The 25,739-nt window shown below is 47.9% G+C and carries 28 protein-coding genes; 27 read left to right on the forward strand and 1 reads right to left on the reverse strand.

Features of this window, described 5'->3' with window-relative positions:
- Window positions 1–136 precede the first annotated feature (136 nt).
- From trpE to OQ477_RS03890, 18 genes are all read left to right on the forward strand, one after another.
- On the forward strand, window positions 137–1,684 hold the full coding sequence (gene trpE, locus OQ477_RS03805; RefSeq protein WP_105937574.1) for an anthranilate synthase component I: 1,548 nt from the start codon (window positions 137–139) through the stop codon (window positions 1,682–1,684).
- Window positions 1,656–2,672 carry an anthranilate phosphoribosyltransferase gene (trpD, locus tag OQ477_RS03810; protein WP_265971437.1) on the forward strand — a complete coding sequence of 339 codons (1,017 nt, stop codon included), beginning with the start codon at window positions 1,656–1,658 and terminating at the stop codon, window positions 2,670–2,672. Before trpE ends, trpD begins: the two co-directional genes overlap by 29 nt.
- Window positions 2,665–3,417 carry an indole-3-glycerol phosphate synthase TrpC gene (gene trpC, locus OQ477_RS03815; RefSeq protein ID WP_265971439.1) on the forward strand — a complete coding sequence of 251 codons (753 nt, stop codon included), beginning with the start codon at window positions 2,665–2,667 and terminating at the stop codon, window positions 3,415–3,417. Before trpD ends, trpC begins: the two co-directional genes overlap by 8 nt.
- Before the next feature lie 4 nt (window positions 3,418–3,421).
- The gene (locus OQ477_RS03820; RefSeq protein ID WP_265971441.1) at window positions 3,422–4,075 is read left to right on the forward strand and encodes a phosphoribosylanthranilate isomerase; all 654 of its coding nucleotides are present in this window, start codon (window positions 3,422–3,424) and stop codon (window positions 4,073–4,075) included.
- Window positions 4,056–5,258 carry a tryptophan synthase subunit beta gene (trpB, locus tag OQ477_RS03825; protein WP_014418255.1) on the forward strand — a complete coding sequence of 401 codons (1,203 nt, stop codon included), beginning with the start codon at window positions 4,056–4,058 and terminating at the stop codon, window positions 5,256–5,258. Before OQ477_RS03820 ends, trpB begins: the two co-directional genes overlap by 20 nt.
- Complete coding sequence (gene trpA, locus OQ477_RS03830) at window positions 5,251–6,048, forward strand: tryptophan synthase subunit alpha (RefSeq protein ID WP_007612229.1); 798 nt, start codon at window positions 5,251–5,253, stop codon at window positions 6,046–6,048. Before trpB ends, trpA begins: the two co-directional genes overlap by 8 nt.
- A gap of 11 nt (window positions 6,049–6,059) precedes the next feature.
- Window positions 6,060–7,142, forward strand: a complete 1,083-nt coding sequence (hisC, locus tag OQ477_RS03835; protein WP_265971443.1) for a histidinol-phosphate transaminase — start codon at window positions 6,060–6,062, stop codon at window positions 7,140–7,142.
- Between the two features lie 51 nt (window positions 7,143–7,193).
- Window positions 7,194–8,309, forward strand: coding sequence for a prephenate dehydrogenase (locus OQ477_RS03840; protein ID WP_007612226.1), 1,116 nt, complete (start codon window positions 7,194–7,196; stop codon window positions 8,307–8,309).
- An 11-nt stretch (window positions 8,310–8,320) separates the two neighbouring features.
- Entirely contained in the window at window positions 8,321–9,607 is a 1,287-nt protein-coding gene (aroA, locus tag OQ477_RS03845) for a 3-phosphoshikimate 1-carboxyvinyltransferase (RefSeq protein WP_265971444.1), read from the forward strand.
- A gap of 316 nt (window positions 9,608–9,923) precedes the next feature.
- Window positions 9,924–11,195 carry a tetratricopeptide repeat protein gene (locus OQ477_RS03850; protein ID WP_265971445.1) on the forward strand — a complete coding sequence of 424 codons (1,272 nt, stop codon included), beginning with the start codon at window positions 9,924–9,926 and terminating at the stop codon, window positions 11,193–11,195.
- 73 nt (window positions 11,196–11,268) lie between these two features.
- A complete protein-coding gene (locus tag OQ477_RS03855; protein ID WP_003153482.1) occupies window positions 11,269–11,808 on the forward strand; it encodes a ReoY family proteolytic degradation factor in 540 nt (179 codons plus the stop codon).
- A 54-nt stretch (window positions 11,809–11,862) separates the two neighbouring features.
- A complete protein-coding gene (locus OQ477_RS03860) occupies window positions 11,863–12,309 on the forward strand; it encodes a YpiF family protein (protein WP_003153483.1) in 447 nt (148 codons plus the stop codon).
- Between the two features lie 138 nt (window positions 12,310–12,447).
- Window positions 12,448–12,951: a ubiquinol-cytochrome c reductase iron-sulfur subunit gene (locus OQ477_RS03865; protein WP_003153484.1), complete on the forward strand. Its 504-nt coding sequence runs from the start codon at window positions 12,448–12,450 to the stop codon at window positions 12,949–12,951.
- A 1-nt stretch (window position 12,952) separates the two neighbouring features.
- Entirely contained in the window at window positions 12,953–13,627 is a 675-nt protein-coding gene (gene qcrB / locus OQ477_RS03870; protein WP_003153485.1) for a menaquinol-cytochrome c reductase cytochrome b subunit, read from the forward strand.
- Between the two features lie 31 nt (window positions 13,628–13,658).
- Window positions 13,659–14,426, forward strand: coding sequence for a menaquinol-cytochrome c reductase cytochrome b/c subunit (locus OQ477_RS03875; RefSeq protein WP_007409471.1), 768 nt, complete (start codon window positions 13,659–13,661; stop codon window positions 14,424–14,426).
- A 107-nt stretch (window positions 14,427–14,533) separates the two neighbouring features.
- A complete protein-coding gene (locus OQ477_RS03880; protein WP_007612218.1) occupies window positions 14,534–15,127 on the forward strand; it encodes a DUF1405 domain-containing protein in 594 nt (197 codons plus the stop codon).
- Window positions 15,128–15,194: 67 nt separating this feature from the next.
- Window positions 15,195–15,977, forward strand: a complete 783-nt coding sequence (ypjB, locus tag OQ477_RS03885) for a sporulation protein YpjB (RefSeq protein ID WP_007612217.1) — start codon at window positions 15,195–15,197, stop codon at window positions 15,975–15,977.
- 29 nt (window positions 15,978–16,006) lie between these two features.
- On the forward strand, window positions 16,007–17,182 hold the full coding sequence (locus tag OQ477_RS03890; protein ID WP_265971449.1) for an oxalate decarboxylase family bicupin: 1,176 nt from the start codon (window positions 16,007–16,009) through the stop codon (window positions 17,180–17,182).
- A 23-nt stretch (window positions 17,183–17,205) separates the two neighbouring features.
- Here OQ477_RS03890 and OQ477_RS03895 read toward each other — a convergent pair whose 3' ends face one another.
- A complete protein-coding gene (locus OQ477_RS03895) occupies window positions 17,206–18,078 on the reverse strand; it encodes a YitT family protein (RefSeq protein WP_003153493.1) in 873 nt (290 codons plus the stop codon).
- A gap of 142 nt (window positions 18,079–18,220) precedes the next feature.
- Here OQ477_RS03895 and OQ477_RS03900 point away from each other — a divergent pair, with 142 nt between their 5' ends.
- The 9 genes from OQ477_RS03900 to panC all read left to right on the forward strand — a co-directional run bounded on the left by OQ477_RS03900 (window position 18,221) and on the right by panC (window position 25,739).
- On the forward strand, window positions 18,221–18,556 hold the full coding sequence (locus OQ477_RS03900; protein WP_003153495.1) for a nucleotide pyrophosphohydrolase: 336 nt from the start codon (window positions 18,221–18,223) through the stop codon (window positions 18,554–18,556).
- A gap of 8 nt (window positions 18,557–18,564) precedes the next feature.
- A complete protein-coding gene (gene dapB, locus OQ477_RS03905) occupies window positions 18,565–19,368 on the forward strand; it encodes a 4-hydroxy-tetrahydrodipicolinate reductase (protein ID WP_101669898.1) in 804 nt (267 codons plus the stop codon).
- Window positions 19,369–19,391: 23 nt separating this feature from the next.
- Window positions 19,392–19,805: a methylglyoxal synthase gene (gene mgsA, locus OQ477_RS03910; RefSeq protein WP_003153499.1), complete on the forward strand. Its 414-nt coding sequence runs from the start codon at window positions 19,392–19,394 to the stop codon at window positions 19,803–19,805.
- Window positions 19,798–20,511 (forward strand): bacillithiol biosynthesis deacetylase BshB1, encoded by a 714-nt coding sequence (bshB1, locus tag OQ477_RS03915; protein ID WP_003153501.1) that lies wholly within the window; start codon window positions 19,798–19,800, stop codon window positions 20,509–20,511. The genes mgsA and bshB1 overlap by 8 nt, the downstream gene beginning before the upstream one ends.
- Entirely contained in the window at window positions 20,508–21,641 is a 1,134-nt protein-coding gene (bshA, locus tag OQ477_RS03920) for an N-acetyl-alpha-D-glucosaminyl L-malate synthase BshA (RefSeq protein ID WP_007612214.1), read from the forward strand. The genes bshB1 and bshA overlap by 4 nt, the downstream gene beginning before the upstream one ends.
- 4 nt (window positions 21,642–21,645) lie before the next feature.
- Window positions 21,646–22,836 carry a CCA tRNA nucleotidyltransferase gene (locus OQ477_RS03925; protein WP_265971450.1) on the forward strand — a complete coding sequence of 397 codons (1,191 nt, stop codon included), beginning with the start codon at window positions 21,646–21,648 and terminating at the stop codon, window positions 22,834–22,836.
- Window positions 22,821–23,798 (forward strand): bifunctional biotin--[acetyl-CoA-carboxylase] synthetase/biotin operon repressor, encoded by a 978-nt coding sequence (locus OQ477_RS03930; RefSeq protein ID WP_044802159.1) that lies wholly within the window; start codon window positions 22,821–22,823, stop codon window positions 23,796–23,798. The genes OQ477_RS03925 and OQ477_RS03930 overlap by 16 nt, the downstream gene beginning before the upstream one ends.
- Window positions 23,799–24,041: 243 nt before the next feature.
- A complete protein-coding gene (gene panB / locus OQ477_RS03935) occupies window positions 24,042–24,875 on the forward strand; it encodes a 3-methyl-2-oxobutanoate hydroxymethyltransferase (protein WP_007612211.1) in 834 nt (277 codons plus the stop codon).
- A 3-nt stretch (window positions 24,876–24,878) separates the two neighbouring features.
- Window positions 24,879–25,739 (forward strand): pantoate--beta-alanine ligase, encoded by an 861-nt coding sequence (gene panC, locus OQ477_RS03940; RefSeq protein ID WP_012117844.1) that lies wholly within the window; start codon window positions 24,879–24,881, stop codon window positions 25,737–25,739.

Here is a 25,739-nt window from a genome sequence, read left to right on the forward strand (position 1 = left end):
AGAGAATGAGTTTAGCTGAGCTGAGATAAACACGTTTTTATTCTGCCCAAAAGAAGCCTTTCTTTTGGGTTTATTTCTTATACGCAAGACTCCTCTCACTCTTCATCTCATTCTCCTTACCGTAAGGAGGAGAATCATGAATTTACAATCGGATGTTTCTTTATTTTTAAAGGACAGTCTGACACACCGCACCATTCCAATCGCAGAGACTTTTACGGTCGACACGATCACACCCATTCAGATGGTTGAAAAACTGGACAGAAACATTACGTATCTTTTAGAAAGCAAGGATGAGTCGTCAAGCTGGTCGAGATACTCTTTTATCGGCCTCGATCCTTTTATCACGATTAAAGAGAGTCATAACACATTCACTGCCGCTGATCCAAACGGGCATACGCTGTTTGAAGCCGGAGAATTAAAAGCCGTGCTTGACTGGATGAATGAGAGCTTCCGCATTAAAACACCAGAGCTTGATATCCCATTTGCGGGAGGAGCGGTCGGTTATCTGAGCTATGACATGATTCCTTTGATTGAGCCTTCCGTGCCAAGCCACGCGAAAGTAACAGATTTCGAAAAATGCATGCTGTTTGTCTGCCGGAAAATCATCGCGTACGACCACGAAACGAAACAAGTGCATTTCATTCAATATGCGGAGCTTAACGGCCGGGAGACGGAGGAAGAAAAGCGGGCCGTTTTCAAAGAGAATTGCGCGGAGCTTCGTAAGCTTATCGGTATTTTGACAGAATCGAAAGATATGAAAGAGCCGTTTTTTTCCAAAGAAACGTTTGACACGCCAAGTTTTGCCGATGTGACATCCAATTATACGAAAGAAGAGTTTATGGCCGGTGTTAATAAACTGAAAGAATATATAAAAGCGGGAGACATTTTTCAAGGGGTGCTTTCGCAAAAGTTTGACATTCCGGTATCCAGACATTCATTTGAGCTGTACAGGGTGCTCCGCATCGTCAATCCTTCACCCTATATGTACTATATCAAACTGCCTGACAGAGACATTGTCGGGAGTTCGCCTGAACGTCTGATCCGCGTGCATGACAGGCACCTGGAAATTCATCCGATTGCCGGAACGAGAAGAAGGGGCGCCGGAAAAGAAGAGGACGAACGCCTGAAAAAAGAGCTGATGAATGACGAAAAAGAAAAAGCTGAACATTACATGCTCGTCGATCTTGCGCGCAATGACATCGGCAGAGTTGCGGAGTACGGTTCCGTAGCCGTTCCGGAATTCACAAAGGTCGTTTCTTTTTCACATGTGATGCACATCATCTCTGTTGTAACCGGCCGTTTAAAGCAGGGCATCCATCCCGTTGATGCGCTGATGTCGGCATTCCCGGCAGGAACACTCACGGGCGCTCCGAAAATCCGCGCGATGCAGCTTTTAAATGAATTAGAACCGACTTCCAGAGAAACCTACGGCGGATGTATCGCTTATATCGGATTTGACGGGTCAATTGATTCGTGTATTACCATCCGCACCATGAGTGTCAAAAACGGTACGGCGTCGGTGCAGGCGGGCGCGGGAATAGTCGCCGATTCCGTCCCGGAAGCCGAATATGAAGAGAGCTGTAACAAAGCGGGGGCGCTTTTAAAAACGATTCAAATCGCAGAAGACATCTTTTCTGGCGGGGAGGAGAAGACGGATGAACAAATTTCTGCAATCGTGCGTTAATGGCCGTACGCTGAAAACCGGAGAAGCCGAAAAGCTGATGGAAATGATGATGAACGGGGACATGTCGCAGTCTGAGATCGGCGGGATTTTATCGGTATTAGCCCACCGAGGTGAAACGGCGGAGGAGCTTGCCGGATTTGTAAAAGTGATGCGGGCGCGGGCACAGACATCAGGTGGCTTGACGGATGTCGTTGATACGTGCGGAACAGGCGGAGACGGGATTTCTACGTTTAACATATCCACGGCAGCGGCAATTACAGCTTCTGCCGCCGGAGCTAAAGTTGCCAAGCACGGAAATCGCTCCGTTTCGTCTAAAAGCGGCAGTGCGGATGTGCTGGAAAAGCTGGGGGTTTCCATTCAAGCCACTCCAGACAGCGTCAAACGCAGCATTGAAATGAAACAAATGGGGTTTTTGTTTGCGCCGCTGTTTCATTCGTCAATGAAGCACGTCGCCGCCGCAAGAAAAGAGCTTGGCTTCCGAACCGTATTTAATCTGCTGGGCCCGCTCAGCAACCCGCTGCAGGTGAAGCGGCAGGTGATCGGCGTCTATTCATTTGATAAAGCGCGCCTGATGGCAAGCGCTCTGGAACAATTTGATGTCAGACACGTCATGCTTGTGTCGGCCCGTGACGGATTAGATGAACTGTCCATCTCAGCACCGACCGATATCGTTGAACTGAAAAACGGTGAACGTCTGGAATATTCCGTTTCACCTGAACAATTCGGTTTTACAGAAGGTTCACTAAAGGATATTCAAGTGAGTTCATCGGAAGAAAGCGCGCTCCTCATTCAGAATATTTTTGCAAATAGAGCTCCGTCATCCGCTCTGCATATTACCGCCTTAAATGCGGGCGCGGCCATTTATACGGCAGGCCTTGCAAGCGATCTGAAAGAAGGAACGAAAACCGCCTTAGAAGCGATTCAAAACGGAGATGCCAAAAGGCAGCTCGAACGTCTGAAACAGAAAGAGGAAGAAATGTATGCTTGATCAAATCATTCAGCAGAAAAAAGAAGAAATCAAATCCATCGTGCTGCCGGAAACCTGTCAAATTGAACGGAGATCTTTTAAAAAAGCGCTCCTGGACCCGAACCGTTTTATCGGGCTGATTGCCGAAGTGAAAAAAGCTTCGCCGTCTAAAGGATTGATTAAAGAGCATTTTGTTCCGGAAACGATTGCGGCGGATTATGAAGCGGCTAAAGCCGACGCCCTTTCGGTTCTCACGGATACCCGTTTTTTTCAGGGGAGAAATCAATTTCTGACAGATGTTAAACAAACCGTGTCTCTTCCCGTGCTGAGAAAAGATTTTATTATTGATTCCCTTCAGGTGGAGGAATCGTTCAGGATCGGCGCCGATGCCATTTTGCTGATCGGGGAAGCGCTGGAACCTTCAGAGCTTCATGAGCTTTATCTGGAAGCCCGCGAGAAGGGCATGGACGTTCTCGTTGAAATCCATGATAAAAATGTGCTTGAACGGATTTTACAAGTGTTTCAGCCGGACATTCTCGGCATAAACAACCGGGACTTAAAAACGTTCCGTACTTCTGTTTCGCAAACGGAAAAAATAGCGCAGCTTGTGCCGGACGGCTGCCTGCTGGTCAGTGAAAGCGGCATCGGTTCTTTGGCTGACCTGCAATTCGTCAACAAGCACGGGGCGCAGGCTGTATTGGTCGGAGAATCCTTAATGAGAGAGGATTCGCAGCAAAAGGCGATCTGCGGACTGTTCGGGGAGTGACGATATGGAAAAACCTGAGTTAAAGTACTGCGGAATACGATCGAAGCGTGATTATGAACTTGCGGCAGCTTCAGAAGCGAATTATCTGGGATTTATTTTTGCCGCAAGCAAACGGAGAGTAACGCCGGATGAGGTTCGGAAATGGAAAGAGCAGGTTCAGACAGACAAGAAACATGTCGGAGTATTTGTAAATGAAACGATAGAAAACATCGCGCAAATCGCCTCTGATCTGGCACTTGACGTCATCCAGCTTCACGGTGATGAATCGCCTGAGCATGCCCGCCGTCTCCGTCCGCTTGTGCGCTCGGAGATATGGAAAGCGCTCCATCACGGGGAAGGGACGCTTCGTCAGATGACTCAATTTGCACCTGCTGTCGACGGCTATGTCATTGATTCTTCAGTAAAAGGAATGAGAGGCGGCACGGGAATCGCGTTTTCATGGGCCCGTGTCCCCTTGTACCGAAAGCAGGCTAAAAATGCAAACAAGCGCTGTTTTATCGCGGGCGGCGTTAATCCTGGAACGATTACAGGCTTACTGAGATCGCGACCGTGCGGTATAGATCTTGCCAGCGGAATTGAAAAAAACGGACAAAAGGATCAAACACTGATCCGGCTTTTAGAAGAAAGGATGAACCACTATGTATCCATATCCAAATGAAATCGGAAGATACGGCGAATTCGGCGGCAAATTTGTCCCTGAAACATTGATGCGGCCCCTTGAGGAAATCGAAACGGCTTTCACAGAACTAAAGAATGATCCCGTTTTTCATGCCGAATATAAAAAACTATTGTTTGATTACTCCGGAAGACCGACCGCATTAACGTTCGCAGACAGGGTGTCAGAGTATTTGGGAGGGGCGAAAATCTATCTGAAAAGAGAAGATTTAAACCATACCGGCTCTCATAAAATTAACAACGCGTTAGGCCAGATTCTGCTTGCCAAAAAGATGGGCAAAACGAAAATCATCGCCGAAACCGGTGCGGGACAGCACGGTGTGGCTGCCGCGACAGCCGCCGCAAAATTCGGCTTTAAGTGTACGGTTTTTATGGGTGAAGAAGACGTTGCGCGCCAGTCGCTGAACGTATTCCGGATGAAACTGCTCGGCGCGGAAGTGGTGCCGGTCACAAGCGGAAACGGCACGCTGAAAGATGCGACGAATGAGGCAATCAGGTATTGGGTCCAGCATTGTGAAGATCATTTCTATCTTATCGGTTCTGTAGTGGGGCCGCACCCATATCCGTATATCGTTCGCGAATTTCAGAAAATCATCGGCGAGGAAGCGAAAGAACAGCTTCGCCGGGTTGAAGGAACGCTCCCGGATAAGGTTGTTGCATGTGTCGGCGGCGGAAGCAATGCGATGGGCATTTTTCAGGCCTTTTTAGACGAAGATACTGAGCTGATCGGCGCCGAGGCTGCCGGAAAAGGAATTGATACACCGCTGCATGCGGCAACGATCGCAAAAGGGACGCTCGGGGTGATTCACGGTTCAATGACCTATTTAATACAAGATGAATACGGGCAGATTATCGAACCGTATTCCATTTCAGCAGGCCTTGATTACCCGGGGATCGGCCCTGAGCACGCCTATCTGCATAAAAGCGGCCGTGTAACGTACGAAAGCGTGACAGACGATGAAGCGATTGCCGCGTTACGTCTGCTTTCTGAAACAGAAGGTATTCTTCCGGCTATTGAATCTGCCCACGCTCTGGCAAAAGCGTTTGAAATGGCAAAAGACATGGATAAAGACAAAATCATTCTCGTCAGTTTGTCGGGAAGAGGAGATAAAGATGTTCATACGCTGATGAATGTTTTGGAAAACGGGGTGGAGACACATGTTTAATCTGCGAGATTCTGAAAAATTATTTATCCCTTTTATTACAGCTGGCGATCCGCTTCCTGACATTTCTGTTGAGCTGGCAATATCATTGCAGAATGCAGGCGCTTCTGCCCTTGAAATCGGCGTTCCTTACACAGATCCGCTTGCGGACGGACCCGTCATACAACGGGCTTCAAAACGGGCTCTGGAAAACGGAATGAATATCGTAAAAGCAATTGAACTTGGCGGCAAAATGAAAAAAAACGGCGTTCATATTCCAATTATCCTCTTTACGTATTATAATCCTGTGTTACAATTAGAAAAAGAATACTTTTTCGCTTTACTGCGGGAAAACGACATAGACGGTCTGCTTGTACCCGACCTTCCATTAGAGGAAAGCGCCCTTTTGCAAATGACATGCAAAAAGGAGAACATCGCTTATATCTCACTGGTTGCGCCGACAAGTGAAGACCGTTTGAAAATAATTACTGAACAGGCCTGCGGCTTTGTGTATTGTGTATCCTCTTTAGGAGTGACGGGCGTACGCAGCGAATTCGATCCGTCTGTATACTCTTTCATACGTAAGGTGAAAGAATTCAGCTCTGTTCCGGTGGCGGTCGGTTTTGGCATTTCAAACCGCAAACAGGTTGACGGGATGAATGAAATATCTGACGGTGTCGTTGTCGGCAGCGCGCTTGTCAAAAAAGTTGAAGAGCTTAAAACAAAGCTTGTGAATCCCGGAACAAGAGCTGATGCGCTTCTTGAATTTGAAGAATACGCAAAGACGTTCGGACGACTGTACAGTGTAAAATGAGGTGACTGGATTTGCAGATTAATGAACAGCTGCGGCAGCTGAAACCGTATCAGCCGGGCAAACCAATAGAAGAAGTGAAAATGGAATACGGGCTTGAGAAAGTAGTAAAACTCGCTTCTAACGAAAATCCGTTCGGCTGTTCACAGGCCGCTAAAGATGCGCTGCATCAGGAGATTGAGCAGCTTGCGCTGTATCCCGACGGTTACAGTGCCGCTTTGAGAACGCGGCTCAGCGAGCATCTGCAGGTCAGTGAATCTTCTATCATTTTCGGCAACGGCTCTGATGAGCTTGTGCAGATTATCTGCCGTTCTTTATTAAATGATCAGGCAAACACGATTACCGCCGCCCCGACTTTCCCGCAATACAGACACAATGCGGTGATTGAAGGCGCTGAGGTGCGCGAGGTGCCGCTCCGCAGTGACGGCGCTCATGATTTGGACCGGATGCTGGAAGCAATTGACGGCAAGACGAAAGTCATATGGGTATGCAACCCCAATAATCCGACGGGAACATATACTTCTGAGCAAGAGCTAATCGCCTTTTTAAACAGAGTTCCCGAGCATATACTCGTTGTACTTGATGAAGCGTACTACGAGTATGTCACGGCGGAAGATTACCCAGAAAGCATTCCGCTTTTAAAGCAATATGCGAATGTCATGATCCTCCGCACCTTCTCTAAAGCGTACGGACTTGCCGCGCTGCGCGTCGGATACGGCATTGCGGACGAAGCGCTGATCCGCCAGATTGAACCGGCGAGAGAGCCGTTCAATACGAGCAGAATCGGTCAGGCTTCGGCACTGGCAGCGCTTGATGACCAGACATTTATTCAGGAATGTGTCGAGAAAAATCAAGCAGGCCTTAAGCAGTATTATGATTTTGCAGAAACTCACGGATTAACTTGTTATCCTTCACAAACCAACTTTGTGCTCATTGATTTTAACCGCCCGGCGGATGAACTGTTCCAAGCCCTGTTGGAAAAAGGATATATCGTCCGCTCAGGACAGGCGCTCGGATTTCCGACAGCGTTAAGGATTACGGTCGGTACGAAAGAGCAGAATGAGGAAATTCTCACAATTTTAGCTGAAATATTATAAGAGGTGATCAAGCATCACCTCTTTGCTTTATTAAAATAGTTGAAAAAGGAAATGAGTGAAATGAAGGATACTATATTGCTTGCGGGGATCGGGCTGATCGGCGGATCGATCGCATTGGCCATCAAAAAGGAGCATCCGCATAAACGGATTATCGGTGTGGATATTTCGGAAGAACAGCTCACTGCCGCGCTGAAGCTCGGAATTATTGACGAGCGGGCCGGTTCATTTACGGAAGGGGCGCAGCAAGCGTCTGTTGTCATTATCGCCACGCCTGTCGCCCAAACGCTGAAAATGCTCGATGTGCTGGCCGCATCAGACATCACCCATGAACTCCTGATTACGGATGTGGGCAGCACGAAACAGAAAGTCGTCAGCTACGCCGACAAAGTGCTTCCGGCTCACTATCAATTTGTCGGCGGCCATCCGATGGCGGGATCTCATAAATCCGGGGCCGCTGCCGCGAAAGAATTTTTATTCGAAAATGCGTTTTACATTTTAACACCCGGAAAATCAACTTCTAAAGAGTCAGTAATGCATCTGAAGGAACTCTTGAAAGCGGCAAACGCCCACTTTGTGGAGATGACCCCCGAGGAGCATGACGGCGTAACGAGCGTCATCAGCCATTTCCCTCATATCGTTGCTGCAAGCCTCGTACATCAGGCTCATCATGCTGAAGAAGATTATCCGTATTTGAAACGTTTCGCAGCCGGCGGTTTTCGGGACATCACCAGGATCGCCTCAAGCAGTCCGGCGATGTGGAGGGACATACTTCTTCATAACAAAGATAAACTGCTTGACCGCTTCAAAGAATGGAAACGGGAGATTGACACGATCGAATCTTATGTAGAAAATGAAGATGCGGACAGCCTGTTCGGATATTTTAAAAAAGCGAAAGATTATCGCGACGGTCTGCCGCTCCGTCAAAAAGGAGCGATCCCGTCCTTTTATGACCTTTATGTCGATGTTCCCGATCATCCGGGGGTCATTTCGGAAATTACGGCGATATTGGCAGAAGAAAAAATCAGTATCACCAACATCCGCATTATCGAAACAAGAGAAGATATTAACGGAATTCTCAGAATCAGTTTCCAGACTGATGATGACCGGAAGCGCGCGGAAACCTGCATTCAATCCCGCGCCAAATATGACACATTTTACGCTGACTGAGGTGGAAAACATTGAAAAGAGAAAAAGTGACGTCTTTAAACGGTGAAATTCATATTCCGGGGGATAAATCCATCTCCCACCGTTCTGTTATGTTCGGAGCGCTTGCGGAAGGAACGACAACGGTAAAAAACTTTTTGCCCGGAGCCGATTGTCTGAGCACCATTGCCTGCTTCAGAAAAATGGGTGTCTCCATTGAACAAAACGGAAGTGATGTAACGATATACGGGAAGGGCATTGACGCACTTTGTGAGCCTGACAGCCTTCTTGATGTCGGAAATTCCGGCACGACCATCCGCCTGATGCTCGGCATTTTAGCCGGACGCCCATTTCACAGTACGGTAGCGGGCGACGAAAGTATTGCAAAGCGCCCGATGAAGAGGGTGACGGAGCCTTTAAAACAGATGGGAGCCGTGATTGACGGAAGAGCGGACGGAGGATTTACGCCTTTATCCGTAAGAGGCGGACAATTGAAAGGCATTGATTACGTCTCCCCTGTTGCAAGCGCGCAGATCAAATCCGCCGTGCTGCTTGCCGGATTTCAGGCTGAAGGGACGACGACCGTCACTGAGCCTCATAAGTCAAGAGACCATACGGAACGGATGCTGAACGCTTTTGGCGCCGAGCTTGCGGAAACGGAGACGAGCGCTTCCGTAACGGGCGGTCAGAAGCTCCGGGGAGCTGATATTTTCGTGCCCGGCGATATTTCTTCAGCGGCCTTTTTCCTCGCGGCAGGCGCTGTCGTTCCCGAAAGCCGGATTGTGCTGAAAAATGTCGGCCTGAACCCGACACGCACGGGAATGATTGATGTCTTAAAGCAAATGGGGGCTTCACTTGAAGTGATTCCTTCAGAAGCGGACAGCGCGGAGTCTTACGGAGACCTGGTTATTGAAACTTCAGATCTGAAAGCGGCAGAAATCGGCGGAGAAATCATTCCCCGTTTAATTGACGAGATCCCGATTATCGCCCTTTTGGCAACGCAGGCTGAAGGCACAACTGTCATTAAAGACGCTGCGGAGCTGAAGGTGAAGGAAACGAACCGGATCGACACCGTCGTATCAGAGCTCCGGAAAATCGGCGCAGACATTGAACCGACTGAAGACGGCATGAAAATACACGGCAAAAAAACGCTTGCGGGCGGAGCCGATGTGTCAAGCCACGGCGACCACCGCATCGGCATGATGCTCGGTATCGCTTCATGCCTGACAGAAGAGCCGATTGACATCCGTGATACTGAGGCGATCCATGTCTCATATCCGTCATTTTTTGAGCATTTAGATCAATTAGCCAAAAAAGCCTGAAGACGATTCTTCGGGCTTTTTTCTTCATGTGTCATAAAATCTTGGGCTTTGACATAGCTTGTCTTAAACAGAAAAATAAAAGAAAGGGGGAATGCGTTTTCGTTACAGATACAGCCGGAACAAATTGTGCTGTCTGCGTATAAAGATGCCGTCCCCTTTTTTGCCGTTTTCCTCTTAACTATTTTCTGATAAACTATAATGCCGGGTGAAGCATCTTATTTGCGGGCAGGCTCTGTCTGAATTATGATAAGAATAACCTGAAAAAAACCCTTTTCATTGGTTGATGAGGTATAGGAAAAGAAAGGACCGGTCTGATTTGAATACATTGATTCAAGAAGCCATAAAATTAGTTGAAGCAGGTGAAACCGAAAAGGGACTCAAAGCGCTTTCAAAAGCTGAAACAGAGCTTCAAGACGAAGACAAAGCCATTGCAGCCCAGCTCTACTATGAATGGGGAAACGCCGAAAAAGCGTTAGCGCTGATCAGTGATCTGCATGACCTTTATCCGGATGAGTCTGAGCTGACGAATTTTTACGCCGAATTGTTAATAGATATTGATGAAGAAGAAAAAGCTCTTGAGGTGCTGGAGACGATTTCTCCGGAAGACCCGTCTTACGCGGAAAGCCTTCTTTTAATGGCTGATCTGTATCAGATGCAGGGCTTATTTGAAGTAAGTGAGCAAAAGCTGTTACAGGCGAAAGCGATGTTACAAGATGAACCTGTTATTGATTTCGCTCTGGGGGAATTATACTTCACTCAGGGGTCATACGCAAAAGCCGTTCCTTACTATGAAGAGACGGCAAAAGAACGGCACGAAATCGGCGGCGTAAATGTTCATCAGAGGCTGGCTGAGTCATTGAGCGCGGCGGGTGAATTTGAGGAAGCGATTTCATGGTATGAAAAAGCGGCGGCAGAACATACAGAACCGAATACGATTTTCGGGTACGGGTTCACAGCCTATCAGGCGGGAATGGTCAAAACAGCCATCAAGCAGCTGTCTGATTTAAAAGGGCTTGATCCTTCCTATTCATCGCTTTATATGCCGCTTGCAAAAAGCTACGAGGCAGAAGGCATGTATGAAGATGCATTAAAAACCGCTAAAGAAGGCATTACTTACGATGAATACAATAAAGAGCTCTTTCTCTATGCGGCGAAAATGGCGTTAAAGCTCGGCAACGCAGAAGAAGGCAAAAAGCTTCTTCAGGAAGCGCTGGCGCTCGATCCGGGTTACGTGGAAGCGCTCCATACGCTTTTAGCCGTCTATCATAAAGAAGAAAGCTTTGAAGAGATTATTGATCTGATTCAGGAAGTCCGCGGCTACGGAGAAGAAGATTCGAAATACAATTGGTATTTGGCGGGTGCCTATACAGGCCTTGAGCAATACGCTGAAGCGAAAAAAAGCTTCGAAGCTGCGTATCTCCATTATCAGGATGATCGGGATTTCTTATATGAATACGCTCACTTCTTATTGGAAGAGGGTCTCCAGAAAGAAGCGCTGCCGCTTTTAAAACAAGTGCTTTCAATGGATGGAACAAACGAAGAGCTTGAAGAAACAATCTTACGGATAGAGGATGAATTTTTAAGATAAGCAGGATTTTGGACCATGCTTGCTGAATGTATAAGTGATGTCAGATTATACGATCGATAGAGGAGGGAATTACATGCAGACCCCTGTTTCTGTCAATGAAAAAAAGGATTTTATCCGTTGGTTTTTAAATCATTATCAGCTTAAACGCCGGGAGTGCGTCTGGATTTTAAATTATTTAATGAGTCATGATTCATTAATGGAAAAAGTCCATTTTGTAGAACAAGCCGAATTTTGCCCGCGAGGCATTATCATGTCTACTCATTGCGTTGATGAGGTGCCGTTTAGGTTTTACAAAGAAAATGTCATGACTACGGACGCGGAAAAATCTTTTCACGACATCCGGTTAAATAAACAGCAGGATTTATTTATCCAGCTGAATTTCCGTTCGGCCTACAGCTCACCGGAATATGCCGCTGTTCTTGAATCAAATCCGCATCTGCCGAAAGACCTGTTTGAAAATAAACAGGATCAGGGGATGGCCGAAAAAATATTAGAACATGCCATTTCCACTTTCCAGCGGGAAAAGCTGCTTAAAGATATCGACGAGGCGCTGGACCGCCACGACAAAGAAACATTTGAAAAGCTTTCCCGCCAATTGAATCAGCTCACATAAATGACAGCCTTGCAGAATATGCAAGGCTTGTTGCGTAAAGAGGAGGAACGAGACATGAGATGGAGGGCCGCTGATGCCGATGCCTATTTACAATCTGCGGATTACATTGATACCGCTGTCATTCCGTTAATTTCCATAACATCTTCAGGAGGCTTAAAAGAGGCCGTTGAACAGGGGGAAAGCACCCAATTGCTTTCTGAAGAGCTTGAGCGCCAATTGAAGGGACGGGTATATTTATTCCCCTCTTATACATATGTTGATATAGATCAATCACAAATCGCCCTGCTTCAAAAACTCAAAGAAGAGGTGATGACCAACTTCCGGCACGCCTTGTTCCTGACGGCAGACGAAAAATGGAAGGATTCTGAAATAGGGTCTGATGTCATATACATTCCTGCCGTTCCGTTTGAACATATGAAAGACTCTTTAAAGAGAAAAATAGCGGATGACAAGTGCGGAGAAATTTTGAACGTTTTGTTACAGAAGTGGAACAATTCTTAAAAACTCCATACATCCCGCAAAACACCCGTTTTGCCTCTGTTGACCTTGCTGAAAGATTCATATATTATGAGGGTGTCAAATCTCTGAATTATTTTCTATTTTAGTTAATTTTTGGTCAATCTTTAGGGGGGGGAAGAGATGGGCGGAAAACAAGATATATCAAGAAGACAATTTTTAAACTATGCGCTCACCGGCGTGGGGGGATTTATGGCCGCCAGTGCGCTTATGCCCATGGTCCGTTTTGCGCTGGACCCGGTATTAAAACCGACGGGAGATCAAAAAATGGTGCAGGTTGTCAGTGTGGATGAGCTAACGAAGGAGCCGAAGCGGTTTGACTTTAAAATTCATCAAGTCGACGCCTGGTACGAATCGGAAGAATCCAGGTCAGCCTGGGTTTACAAGCATGGGGATGAAATTATAGCGCTTTCTCCGATCTGTAAACATTTGGGCTGCACCGTAAACTGGAACAATGATCCTAAAAATCCGAACAAATTCTTTTGTCCCTGCCATTACGGGCTGTATGAAAAAGACGGCACGAACGTTCCGGGCACGCCGCCGCTCGCGCCTCTTGACCGTTATGAGCAAAAAGTAAAGGACGGCTTTTTGTATCTTGGAAAAGCAAAGCCTAGGGGGGAAGGGTGACATGCTGAATAAAATTTATGACTGGGTGGATGAACGTCTCGATATTACGCCGATGTGGCGGGATATCGCCGACCATGAAGTGCCGGAACATGTAAATCCCGCTCACCATTTCTCGGCTTTTGTCTATTGTTTCGGCGGTTTGACGTTTTTTGTAACCGTTATCCAAGTACTGTCCGGGATGTTTTTAACGATGTATTATGTGCCGGATATAAAAAACGCGTGGGAATCTGTGTATTATTTGCAGAATGAAGTCGCTTTCGGGCAGATTGTAAGGGGTATGCACCATTGGGGCGCAAGTTTAGTCATTGTGATGATGTTTTTACATACGCTGCGGGTTTTCTTTCAGGGAGCTTATAAAAAGCCTCGGGAATTGAACTGGATCGTCGGTGTTCTGATCTTTTTTGTGATGCTCGGTCTCGGTTTTACAGGGTATCTGCTTCCATGGGATATGAAGGCGCTGTTTGCGACAAAGGTAGGTCTTCAGATTGCGGAGGCGACGCCATTGATCGGAGCGCAGGTGAAAACTCTTCTTGCCGGCCACCACGATATTGTCGGCGCCCAAACGCTGACGAGATTTTTTGCGATTCACGTATTTTTTCTCCCTGCCGCTTTGTTTGCGCTCATGGGCGCCCACTTTGTCATGATCCGCAAGCAGGGAATTTCAGGACCGCTTTAATACAAATCTGATATAAAAGGGAGGGGATGACATGCACCGGGGGAAAGGAATGAAGTTTGTAGGAGATTCAAGGATACCGGCTGAAAAAAAACCGAATATACCGAAAGACTATTCAGAGTATCCTGGAAAGACAGAGGCGTTTTGGCCGAACTTCCTGCTGAAAGAATGGATGGTCGGGGCCGTTTTCCTCGTCGGATTTCTCGTTTTAACGATTGTGCACGAGCCGCCTTTGGAACGGGTGGCGGACCCGACGGATACAGGGTATATTCCGCTGCCGGATTGGTATTTTCTATTTTTATACCAGCTATTAAAATATGAATATGCCGCAGGGAGCTACACCGTTATCGGCGCGATGATTATACCGGGTCTTGCCTTCGGGTCGCTGCTTTTGGCTCCGTTTCTCGACAGGGGGTCTGAAAGAAGGCCGTGGAAGCGTCCGGTCGCGGTCGGGATGATGCTTTTGGCGCTTTGCGCTACGGTCTTTTTAACGTGGCAGTCAGTCGCGACGCATGACTGGGCGAAGGCGGAGGAGCAAGGGAAAATCAAAAAAGAAGCCGCCATTGATACTGAATCAGACGGTTATAAGGTATTTAAAGAACAAGGCTGTATTTCCTGTCACGGGGATAATCTTCAAGGCGGAAGCGCCGGACCGTCCCTGGTCGATAACGGGCTGAGCCCGGAAGAAATTAAAAAAATTGCCGTCAAAGGGAAAGGGCAGATGCCAGCCGGTATTTTTAAAGGGAATGACAAACAGCTTGATCAGCTGGCGAAGTTCATTTCTGAAACGACAGCGAAATAACGTATTGTGAAGTAGACAATAGCAGGATATACTTTTATGAAAAGAGCTGACCGGATGTCAGCTTTTTTTTCATGATACATACTTTTTACGGACTGAGAGTTGATGGTATGAGGTGGATTTCTTATCTTTTGGGGTTGCGCGGCATGCTTCTGCTTGTTCTTGCCGTTAATTTTATCGGTACGGTGTACGGCTATTATTGGTATGTGCCGCAGCTTGCGGACACGCCGTTCCGATTTCTGATATTTGTGCCTGACAGCCCGACGGCGACGTTTTTTTTCCTGTTCGTGCTTCTGGCATTTCTCATGGGAAGAAACGCGCCGCTGTTTGAAGCGCTGGCTCTTGTAACCCTTGTAAAATACGGGCTGTGGGCGGTCGGAATGAATGTCTTTGTGCTGGTCAAAATGGGGCAGATGCCTTGGGAAGGGTACATGCTGATTGCTTCACATTTTGCCATGGCCGTTCAAGGCGTTTTATACAGCCCGTATTTTCGGTTCCGGTTATGGCATCTTGCCGTTGCCGCTGTTTGGACGCTTCATAATGATGTCATTGATTATCTTTTCGGCATGATGCCCCGCTACTCAATGCTCAATGACTATATGCAAGTAATCGGCTATGCTACATTCTGGCTGAGCATATTTTCACTCGGCCTTGCATACTATTTGGTGATTTCCAAAAGACGGATAAAGCTTGACTTACACTGATAGAATCTTGGTCTAACCTTGTCCCGCTCCTCATATTCTGTAAAGAGAAGGAGTGGGAGGGACCTCTATGAAACGAAAGCTGACGATCTGTCTTTTACTTGCTCTTATGTGTTTCATCACAACTGCCAAAGCTGAAGATGAGGGCGGTCTCAAGGAACTGAACGACCTTTCGGATACCGTTTTCCAAATGACGCGGCATTCGCAGTATGATGAGGCTCTGCAAGTGCTTGGCTACTTTAAGAAAAAAATGACACACGTAAACTCACTGAGCGGCGCCGAAGTCAGGCAGGTGACTCTGGGTTTCAATGATTTAGTGCGCGTTCTGAAACAGGCAGACGCCTCAGATACCGAAAAAATCCGGGCAGCCGCCCAGTTCAGGTTGGTAATGGATGCGATGGAAGACCACTCCGATCCGCTGTGGGGTTCGCTTGAAAGACCGATTATGGCGACATTCAGCGCCTTAAAAGAAGATGTCAGCGGAAACGGAAGTGAAAATTTCAATGAAAAGTGGAATGAATTTATATCATTATATGATTTAATTTATCCCAGCCTGACAATGGATGTGTCGGCCGGCCAGCTTGATACGGTGGCGAAACATATCGAGGTGATTGAGCAGGACGGGTTTCAGCAGATGACAAAAGGAACAAAGCTTGAGCGTCTGACGCTCCTGCAGCAGGATTTAAAGCGGGTTTTTGACAAGGTGGAGCGGGATGACGCTGACCCTTCGCTGCTCTGGGTCATTCTGACAACAGGCGGTATCATTATTACTGCGCTGACATATGTCGGCTACCGAAAATACAGAGCGGAAAAAAAGAAAGAGAAAAAGCGTGAGTATCCTAAGTCTAAATAAACACAAATTGCTGTAAAGGAGCTAAGTCAGTGAAAAAACTCATCCAGCAATTGGCTTCAAAACACCTCCCGCAGCCGATCAGAGGCAGAAAAGGGGCGACTGACGAAGGACCGCGAAACCTCGCGCGTGACTTCCAGAATCCTGACATGCTCGTTCCGCCCTCAACGGATGCAGGAACGGTTCAAAACTTGAAATTCTCATTTTCTGATACGCATATGAGGCTTGAAGACGGCGGATGGTCCAGAGAGGTGACGGTCAGGGAACTGCCGGTATCAAAAAACATCGCGGCGGTAAACATGAGACTGAAACCGGGAGCTGTGCGGGAGCTTCATTGGCATAAAGAAGCCGAATGGGGATATGTGATTAACGGAGAAGTCCGTTTAACTGCGGTTGATCAAAATGGGCGGAATTTTATTGATAACGTAAGTGAAGGGGATCTGTGGTATTTTCCTTCCGGCATTCCTCATTCCATTCAAGGGATGGAACGGGGCAGTGAGTTTTTGCTTGTCTTTGATGACGGCTCTTTTTCAGAAAACAGCACCTTTTCAGTAACGGACTGGTTTGCCCACACCCCGCGCAGCGTGCTGGAGGCGAACTTCGGTGTTCCCGGATATGACTTGGCCTACATTCACAAGAAAGAGCGTTACATGTTCCAACTGGAACCGCCTCCCCCGATTGAGCAGGCAGCAGTTTCTTCCCCGGAAGGCACCGTTTTGGAGCCGTTCAGCTACAAGCTTTCCCGGCAGGAGCCTCTTGTTACCAGCGGGGGAAGAGTAAAGATTGTCGATTCAAAAACGTTTAAGGCGTCAAAAACGATTGCCGCAGCTCTTGTGGAAGTCGAACCCGGAGGCATGAGAGAATTGCATTGGCATCCGAATACGGATGAGTGGCAGTATTATCTTTCAGGAGAAGCGAAAATGACGGTGTTTGCGGCGGAGGGAAGAGCGCGGACATTTAACTATCAAGCGGGTGACGTAGGATATGTTCCTTTTGCAATGGGACATTATGTTCAGAATACCGGTGACACCGTGCTTCGCTTTCTGGAAATCTTCAAAAGCGACCGTTTCGAAGACGTCTCTTTAAACCAATGGCTGGCACTGACGCCGCAGCGCTTCGTCGAGCAGACGCTCAATGTCAGTCCGGCATTCGTCCGCCGATTGAAAAAGAAAAAATCACCGGTTGTCAAATGGAAACACGAACAGTAAAGGCGGCAAAAGCCGCCTTTTTATTATCGTCTGATCGGATTTTTATTTTCATCAAGCGTAAATCCTTCGCCGAGCACATCATGGACGTCGCTTACTGCAACAAAGGCGTGCGGGTCAACGGAAGTGATGACGCTTTTCAAAAGCACAATTTCGTTTTTCGGAACGACGCAGTAAAGAACGTCCCTGTCTTCTTTTGTATATGATCCCTGTCCTTTTAAAACGGTGACACCGCGCTCCATCTCTTCAATGATTTTTTGCTGGATCAAATCGTTTTTCGAAGAAATAATCGTTGCCCCTTTTGCGGCATAGCCGCCTTCCTGTATAAAATCAATCAATCTCGCAGCGACAAAAACGGCTACAAGCGTGTACATCGCTTCCTTGTAAGAAAGATACGTAAACAAAGAAAGAAGAATGACACAGGCGTCAAAGGCAAACATCGTCCGGCCCATCGGGATTCCGAAAAATTTGTTGATCAGCCTGGCGATGATATCGACCCCGCCCGTCGTGCCGCCGTATTTAAAAATAATGCCGAGACCCGCGCCGATAAATACACCGGCGAATAAGGCGGCCAGCGCTAAATCATGGGACAGCGGCATATGAATTTCGTAGCGCTGAAAAACACTCAGAAAAACAGAAAGAGAAACGGTGCCGATCAGGGTATAGACAAACATCGTCCGGCCGAGCATGCGCCAGCCGATGAAAAAGATAGGAATGTTCAATACCAGGTTGGAAATAGAAGGGCTGATGTGGAATAACGCATATAAAAGCAGCGTAATGCCGGTAAATCCGCCTTCCGCCAAATTGTTCTGCATATTAAAGTGAACCAGTCCGAATGAAAAAACAGCGGCGCCGATTAAAATAAAGCAAATGTTTTTGATTCTGATTTCTCCAAGCATTGCATCAAACCCCTTTTCCTTCCATAAGATTGCGTAAATATTATAGTGGATACAAAAGAAAACAGCAAACTGCCGTTTTTAACATTTGTCAAATGTACTTGAATTAGCTAACATGGAAGAGATGACAGGAGGTATTCGCACAGTGAGTGACAAAACGATGAAAGACTTACAAGCTGAGGTCGATGAATATATCGGCCAATTCAAAGAAGGCTATTTCAGCCCGCTTGCCATGATGGCCCGTCTCACGGAAGAACTGGGCGAACTTGCAAGAGAAGTCAACCATTATTATGGGGAAAAGCCGAAGAAAACGACGGAAAATGAGAAAAGCATGGAAGAGGAAATGGGCGATGTGCTGTTCGTCCTGATCTGCCTCGCCAACTCCCTTGATATTTCATTGGAGGAAGCTCATAACCGCGTCATGCATAAATTTAATACACGTGATAAAGACCGCTGGACTAGAAAAGAAGAAGGAAAGTAGGAGAAACCATGTCAAATGAAACCATTAAAGTCGTCATTGCCGGACCGAGAGGCAGAATGGGCCAGGAGGCCGTAAAACTTGCCGTCCGCACGCCTCATTTTGAGCTTGTCGGCGCCATTGACCATACATACGATCAGCAAACATTGCGGGAAGTGATGTCAGCTGATTCAGACGCTCTTATTTATACGGATATCCGCGCATGTTTCCAACAAACAAAACCGGATGTGCTGATCGATTTGACAACGCCTGAAATCGGCAAAAAACATACGAAAGCCGCTCTTGAACACGGCGTCCGCCCCGTTGTGGGTACGACCGGATTTTCTGAAGCCGATTTAGAGGAACTTCAAGGCTTGACTGAAGAGAAAGGAATCGGCGCCATCATCGCTCCGAACTTTGCATTGGGCGCGGTGCTGATGATGAAGTTCTCACAAATGGCCGCCAACTATTTTGAAGATGTAGAAATCATTGAGCTTCATCATGATCAAAAGCTGGATGCCCCGAGCGGAACGGCGCTGAAAACAGCGGAAATGATCTCAAGCGTCCGTACAGAAAAGCAGCAGGGCCATCCTGATGAAAAAGAAATTCTGCCGGGCGCCCGCGGTGCTGAATTAAACGGCATCCGCCTTCACAGCGTGCGTCTGCCGGGCCTTATCGCCCACCAGGAAGTCATGTTCGGCATGGACGGCCAGACGCTGAAACTGCGCCATGACTCCTATAACCGGGCTTCCTTTATGTCAGGAGTGAAGCTGTCAGTGGAGCAAGTGATGAAAATCGACCAGCTTGTATACGGACTCGAAAATATTATCGACTGAATCGGCAAGGGGGAGAACATCAAATGAAAATCGCTTTGATTGCTCACGATAAAAAAAAGCAGGATATGGTTCAGTTTACGACCGCATATAAAGATATACTGAGCCATCATGAGTTATACGCGACAGGTACGACAGGCCTGAAAATCCAGGAAGCGACCGGATTGTCCGTTGAACGTTTTCAATCCGGCCCGCTCGGCGGAGATCAGCAAATCGGCGCATTGATTGCAGCAAATGCCCTGGATCTCGTCATTTTTCTGCGCGATCCATTAACTGCGCAGCCTCACGAACCGGATGTCTCGGCGCTGATCCGGCTGTGTGACGTATACGCGATCCCGCTTGCCACAAATATGGGAACAGCGGAAATCCTCGTCCGGACACTGGACGGCGGGGCATTTGATTTCCGCAATCTTGTGCGCGGAGGAGAGCCGAATGTCTGAACACGTTGATATTCTGGCGTTCGGCGCCCATAGTGATGATGTCGAGATCGGTATGGGCGGCACGATCGCAAAATTTACGGCTCAAGGAAAAACCGCGGTGATATGCGATTTGACCGAGGCCGAACTATCATCCAACGGAACGGTAGGGATAAGAAAAGAAGAAGCGGCAGAGGCGGCACGAATTCTCGGCGTAAAAGAGAGAATCCAGCTTACGCTTCCCGACCGCGGGCTTTTGAAAAGTGAGGACGGCATCCGCCGGATTGTCAGTGTCATCAGAGCCTGCCGGCCGAAAACCGTTTTCATGCCTTATCCGAAAGACCGCCATCCTGACCACGGCAATGCGGCGGCTTTGGTCGAAGAGGCGGTGTTCTCGGCGGGAATTCATAAATACAGAGATCATCAGGAACTGCCGGCTCATAAGGCTCAGCGCGTATACTATTATATGATCAACGGGTTTCACCGTCCGGACTTTGTAATCGACATAACGGAAACCATCGATCTGAAAAAAGAAAGCCTGCACGCCTATCAAAGCCAGTTTATTCCTACGGCGCAGTCAGTGAACACACCGCTGACCAACGGTTATATTGAAATGGTGGAAGCGCGGGAAAGACTGTATGGCAAAGAAGCCGGGACGGGGTATGCCGAGGGTTTCTTTTCAAAACAGCTTCCCGTTTTGAATGATGATGTTTTTGGGGGCGGACAATGAGACCATTAAAAATAGGGATTACATGCTACCCGAGTGTCGGAGGCTCGGGTATTATTGCGACGGAACTCGGCAAGCTGCTTGCAGAAAAAGGGCACCAGGTTCATTTCATCACATCAAGCATCCCGTTCAGATTAAATACATATCATCCGAATATTCATTTTCATGAGGTGGAAGTCAACCAATACGCGGTATTTAAATATCCGCCTTATGACCTTACGCTGGCGAGCAAAATCGCCGAGGTTGCCGCAAGGGAAAATCTTGATATCATCCACGCGCATTATGCGCTGCCGCATGCGGTATGCGCTTATCTTGCCAAGCAGATGCTCAAGCGCGACATCGGCATCGTGACGACGCTTCACGGTACGGACATCACCGTTTTAGGATATGATCCGTCATTAAAAGATTTAATCCGTTTTGCCATCGAAGCGTCCGACAGAGTGACGGCGGTATCAACCGCGCTTGCCGGAGAAACATATGACTTAATCAAGCCGGATAAAAAAATTGAGACCATCTACAACTTTATTGATGAACGTGTTTATCTTAAGAAAAATACAGAGAGTATAAAAGAGAAACATGGCATTTTGCCGGATGAAAAAGTCGTCATCCATGTTTCGAACTTCAGAAAAGTAAAACGTGTTAAAGATGTCATCCGCGTTTTCCGTAATATCGCAGCCAAAACAAAGGCGAAGCTCCTGCTTGTCGGCGACGGGCCGGAAAAGTGCGTCGCTTGGCAGCTTGTCGAAAAATACGGACTGCAGGATCAAGTGCTGCTCCTCGGAAATCAGGACAGGGTGGAAGAGCTGTATTCCATCAGCGACCTTAAGCTTCTTCTGTCTGAAAAAGAAAGTTTCGGACTCGTCCTCCTTGAGGCGATGGCCTGCGGCGTGCCGTGCATCGGAACAAATATCGGCGGAATCCCGGAAGTGATTAAAGATCAAGTAAGCGGTTTTCTGGTGGAAGTCGGCGATATTCAGGCGGCATCTGAAAAAGCGCTTGCCGTTTTAGAAGATAAACAGCTCAGCAAACGATTGACTGATCATGCGCTGAAAATGGCGGAGACCGCCTTTTCTTCGCAAAGAATCGTCAGTCAGTATGAACGGATTTATGACGAATTGGCAGGACCGGAGTGATCTTATGGAACAGGAATTTGTCAAAGCCCTCCCCATCCTTCATCATCTGATGAAGGCGGGCCATCAGGCGTACTTTGTCGGGGGAGCCGTCAGAGACAGCTATATGAAACGAAAAATAGGTGATGTGGACATCGCAACCAGCGCTTCGCCGAATGAGGTGGAGCGTCTCTTTAAGCGGACTGTCGATGTAGGAAAAGAGCACGGCACCGTCATCGTCCTGTGGGAAGATGAAACCTATGAAGTCACCACTTTTCGTGCCGAATCAGAATATAAGGATTACCGGCGCCCTGAAGCTGTGCGGTTCATTACTTCTTTATCAGAAGACTTAAAGCGGAGAGACTTAACGATTAATGCGATGGCGATGTCTGCCGAAGGAGAGCTGCTTGATTATTTCGGAGGCGCACATGATATCGGACAAAAGCTGATCCGTACGGTGGGTAACCCTGAAGACCGCTTTCGGGAAGACGCTCTGCGGATGATGAGAGCCGTCCGCTTTATGAGTCAGCTCGGCTTTCTGTTAGAAAAAGAAACAAGAGAGGCCATCATGAAAGACAGGGAGCTTTTGGCACATGTATCAGTAGAACGAAAGACCGTCGAGTTTGAAAAGCTGCTGCAGGGCGTTTCCTCACAAGAAGCGATTCAAACGATGGTGCAAACAGGTCTGATACAAGAGCTGCCCGGTCTTTCCGGTTATGAGCAGCAAATGCTTGAAGCAAGCGGATTTCCGTTTTCTTCTTTAGATGCACGCGAAGAACGCTGGGCAGCGCTGTTATTGCTTCTCGGTCTTTGCCCGAAAAGCGCCGAGGCGTTTTTAAAACAATGGAAACTGCCGGGAAAAGTCATAAAAAAAGCGGTGCAAATCATAAGCGTTTATCCGGTGCAGCTGGAAGCGGAAGCGATGTACCGGGCGGGAGAGGCGCTGTTTTCAGCCGTTAAAATCGGGATGCTGAAAAAGCATAAGACGATTGATGAACAAAAGCTGAAAGAGGTTCAGAGCCTGTATGAGCAGCTGCCGATCAAAAGCCTTCGAGACCTCGACATTTCAGGCGCTGATCTGATGGAGCTCAGAAACCGCCGCGCGGGTAAATGGGTGGCCGAAGAACTTCGCCGGATCGAAGAAGCGGTATTGGCAGGGAAGCTTCCTAACCGAAAACATGACATAAAGGAGTGGCTCGCATCATGGGATCAACATTAAGAACCCGATTAATTGATTTATTTTCTGAGGCGGGTGACGGCTTTATCTCCGGGCAGAAAATAAGTGACGCGCTCGGCTGCTCGAGAACCGCCGTTTGGAAACATATAGAGGAGCTCCGCAAAGAGGGCTATGAGGTTGAGGCGGTCAGAAGAAAAGGGTACAGGCTCATTAAAAAACCGGGGAAACTCAGTGAATCCGAAATCCGTTTCGGGCTGAAAACAGAGGTTTTGGGCAAACAGCTTCATTACCGGGACGTCCTGCCGTCCACCCAAAAAACCGCTCATGAACTTGCCAATGACGGCGCGCCGGAAGGAACGCTCGTAGTCGCCGATAAACAAACGGCTGGCAGAGGAAGAATGGCCAGAGTATGGCATTCACAGGAGGGAAACGGGATTTGGATGAGCCTCATTCTGAGACCCGACGTTCCTTTGCAAAAAACGCCGCAGCTCACCCTGTTATCCGCCGTTGCGGTCGTACAGGCCATCGAGGCTTTTACAGGCGTACAGCCCGCCATTAAATGGCCGAATGATTTAATGATTCACGGCAAAAAAGCCGTCGGGATTTTAACTGAGCTGCAGGCGGAAGAAGACCGTGTCCGTTCGGTTATTCTCGGGATCGGCATCAACGTGAACCAGCAGGAAACCGATTTTCCCGGCGAGCTTCAGGACATTGCGACGAGCCTGAGCATGGAAGCCGGCGAAAAAATTGACAGAGCGGGTCTGATACAAGAGATTCTGCTGACTTTTGAAAAACGCTATCAGGATTACTTGAACCACGGCTTTACACCGATCAAGCTGCTATGGGAAAGCTATGCGGTCGGACTGGGGAATGAGCTCAGAGCGAGAACGCTGCAAGGGACGTTTTACGGGAAATCGCTCGGCATTGATGATGAGGGAGTTCTTCTCTTGGAAACGAAAGACGGCATAAAGAAGATATATTCTGCCGATATTGAGCTCAATTAATCTTAGTTGGTACAAGCCTCGTGAATTTGGTATACTTCCTATGGGCAGTATCATAATGAACTGCACCTGATCAGCAGAACAGAGATTACGAAAAGTCTGCCTTGATCCAAAAAAGGACTGGGACAGAGGGATGACATTCGCCGAACGTTAAACAAGTGGGATCCTTCTTATTTTACAGAAGGCTTTTTTGCTTGCGAAGAATTGGCGGCTCATCTCCTCACCGTTTAGAGGAGGAGAAACAGAATGAAAACAAAACTGGATTTCATGAAAATGAAGGAAAACGGAGAGCCGATCGTGATGCTGACCGCTTACGATTATCCGCAGGCAAAGCTTGCGGAACAGGCGGGAGTCGACATGATTTTAGTCGGGGATTCGCTCGGAATGGTCGTGCTCGGACTCGATTCAACAGTCGGCGTAACGGTCAGTGACATGATTCACCATACAAAAGCGGTAAAACGCGGTGCGAAAAATACGTTTATCGTAACTGACATGCCGTTTATGTCTTACCACCTTTCAAAAGAAGATACAATGAAAAACGCCGCGGCCATTATTCAGGAAAGCGGCGCGGACGCGTTAAAGCTGGAAGGCGGAGACGGCGTTTTCGAATCCATCCGCGCGCTGACTCTCGGCGGAATTCCCGTCGTCAGCCATTTAGGCCTCACACCGCAGTCTGTCGGCGTATTAGGCGGATATAAAGTGCAGGGAAAAGATGAGCAAAGCGCGAAAAAGCTCATTGAAGACAGCATCAAATGCGAGCAGGCGGGAGCGATGATGCTCGTGCTTGAATGCGTGCCTGCTGAACTGACTGCTAAAATAAAAGAAGAAGTATCCATTCCTGTCATCGGAATCGGAGCCGGTTCAAAAGCGGACGGCCAAGTCCTTGTCTATCATGACGTCGTCGGCCACGGCGTGGACAGAACACCGAAGTTCGTGAAGCAATACGCCAAAATCGACGGCACGATTGAGTCGGCCCTCAGCGATTACGTCCGTGATGTGAAAGAACGGGTTTTCCCGGAAGAAAAGCATTCCTTTCAGATAAACCAAACTGTGCTGCAAGGCTTGTACGGAGGAAAGTAAGCGATGAAACAACTGACAGAAACTCAACAGCTGAAAGAATTGATTGCACAATACCGCTCAGAAGGCCGGACGATCGGATTCGTCCCGACAATGGGTTTTCTTCATGAAGGACATCTGACGCTGGTTGAAAAAGCAAGCAAAGAAAACGATATTGTCGTGATGAGCATCTTTGTCAATCCGACTCAATTCGGACCGGGCGAGGATTACGAGGCATATCCGCGGGATTTAAAGCGCGATGCCCGGCTTGCAGAACAGGCGGGGGCAGATGTTTTGTTTACGCCGTCTCCAAGTGATATGTATAAAGGCGAGCAAAATGTTGCCGTGCAAGTGAAAAGGAGAACTGACGTGTTGTGCGGCGCCTCCCGCGTCGGCCATTTTGACGGAGTGGCCACTGTGCTGACGAAGTTTTTCAATCTCGTTAAACCGACCCGCGCCTACTTCGGCCTGAAAGATGCCCAGCAGGCAGCGGTTGTGGACGGATTGATTGAGGATTTCTTTATGGATATCGAATTGGTTGCAGTGGACACGGTCAGAGAAGAAGACGGACTTGCCAAAAGCTCTCGCAACGTCTATCTGACAGAGCAGGAACGCAAAGAAGCGCCGATGATCTATAAAGCATTGCAGCAAGGTGCCGAACTGATCAGAGACGGTGAAAGAAATCCGGAAACCGTTATAAAAACCGTCACCGATATCATCGAAAACACAAGCGGCGTCATTGATTATGCCGAACTGTACGCTTATCCGGAGCTGACTCCGCTTAAAACATTAAACGGCAAGGTCATTCTGGCCTGCGCCGTCCAATTTTCTAAAGCCAGACTGATTGATAATATCATTATTGATATTGATGAATGGGAGAGATCATAA

The sequence above is a fragment of the Bacillus sp. ChL18 genome (genome assembly GCF_026241425.1).
GTDB classification, from domain to species: Bacteria; Bacillota; Bacilli; order Bacillales; family Bacillaceae; genus Bacillus; species Bacillus velezensis.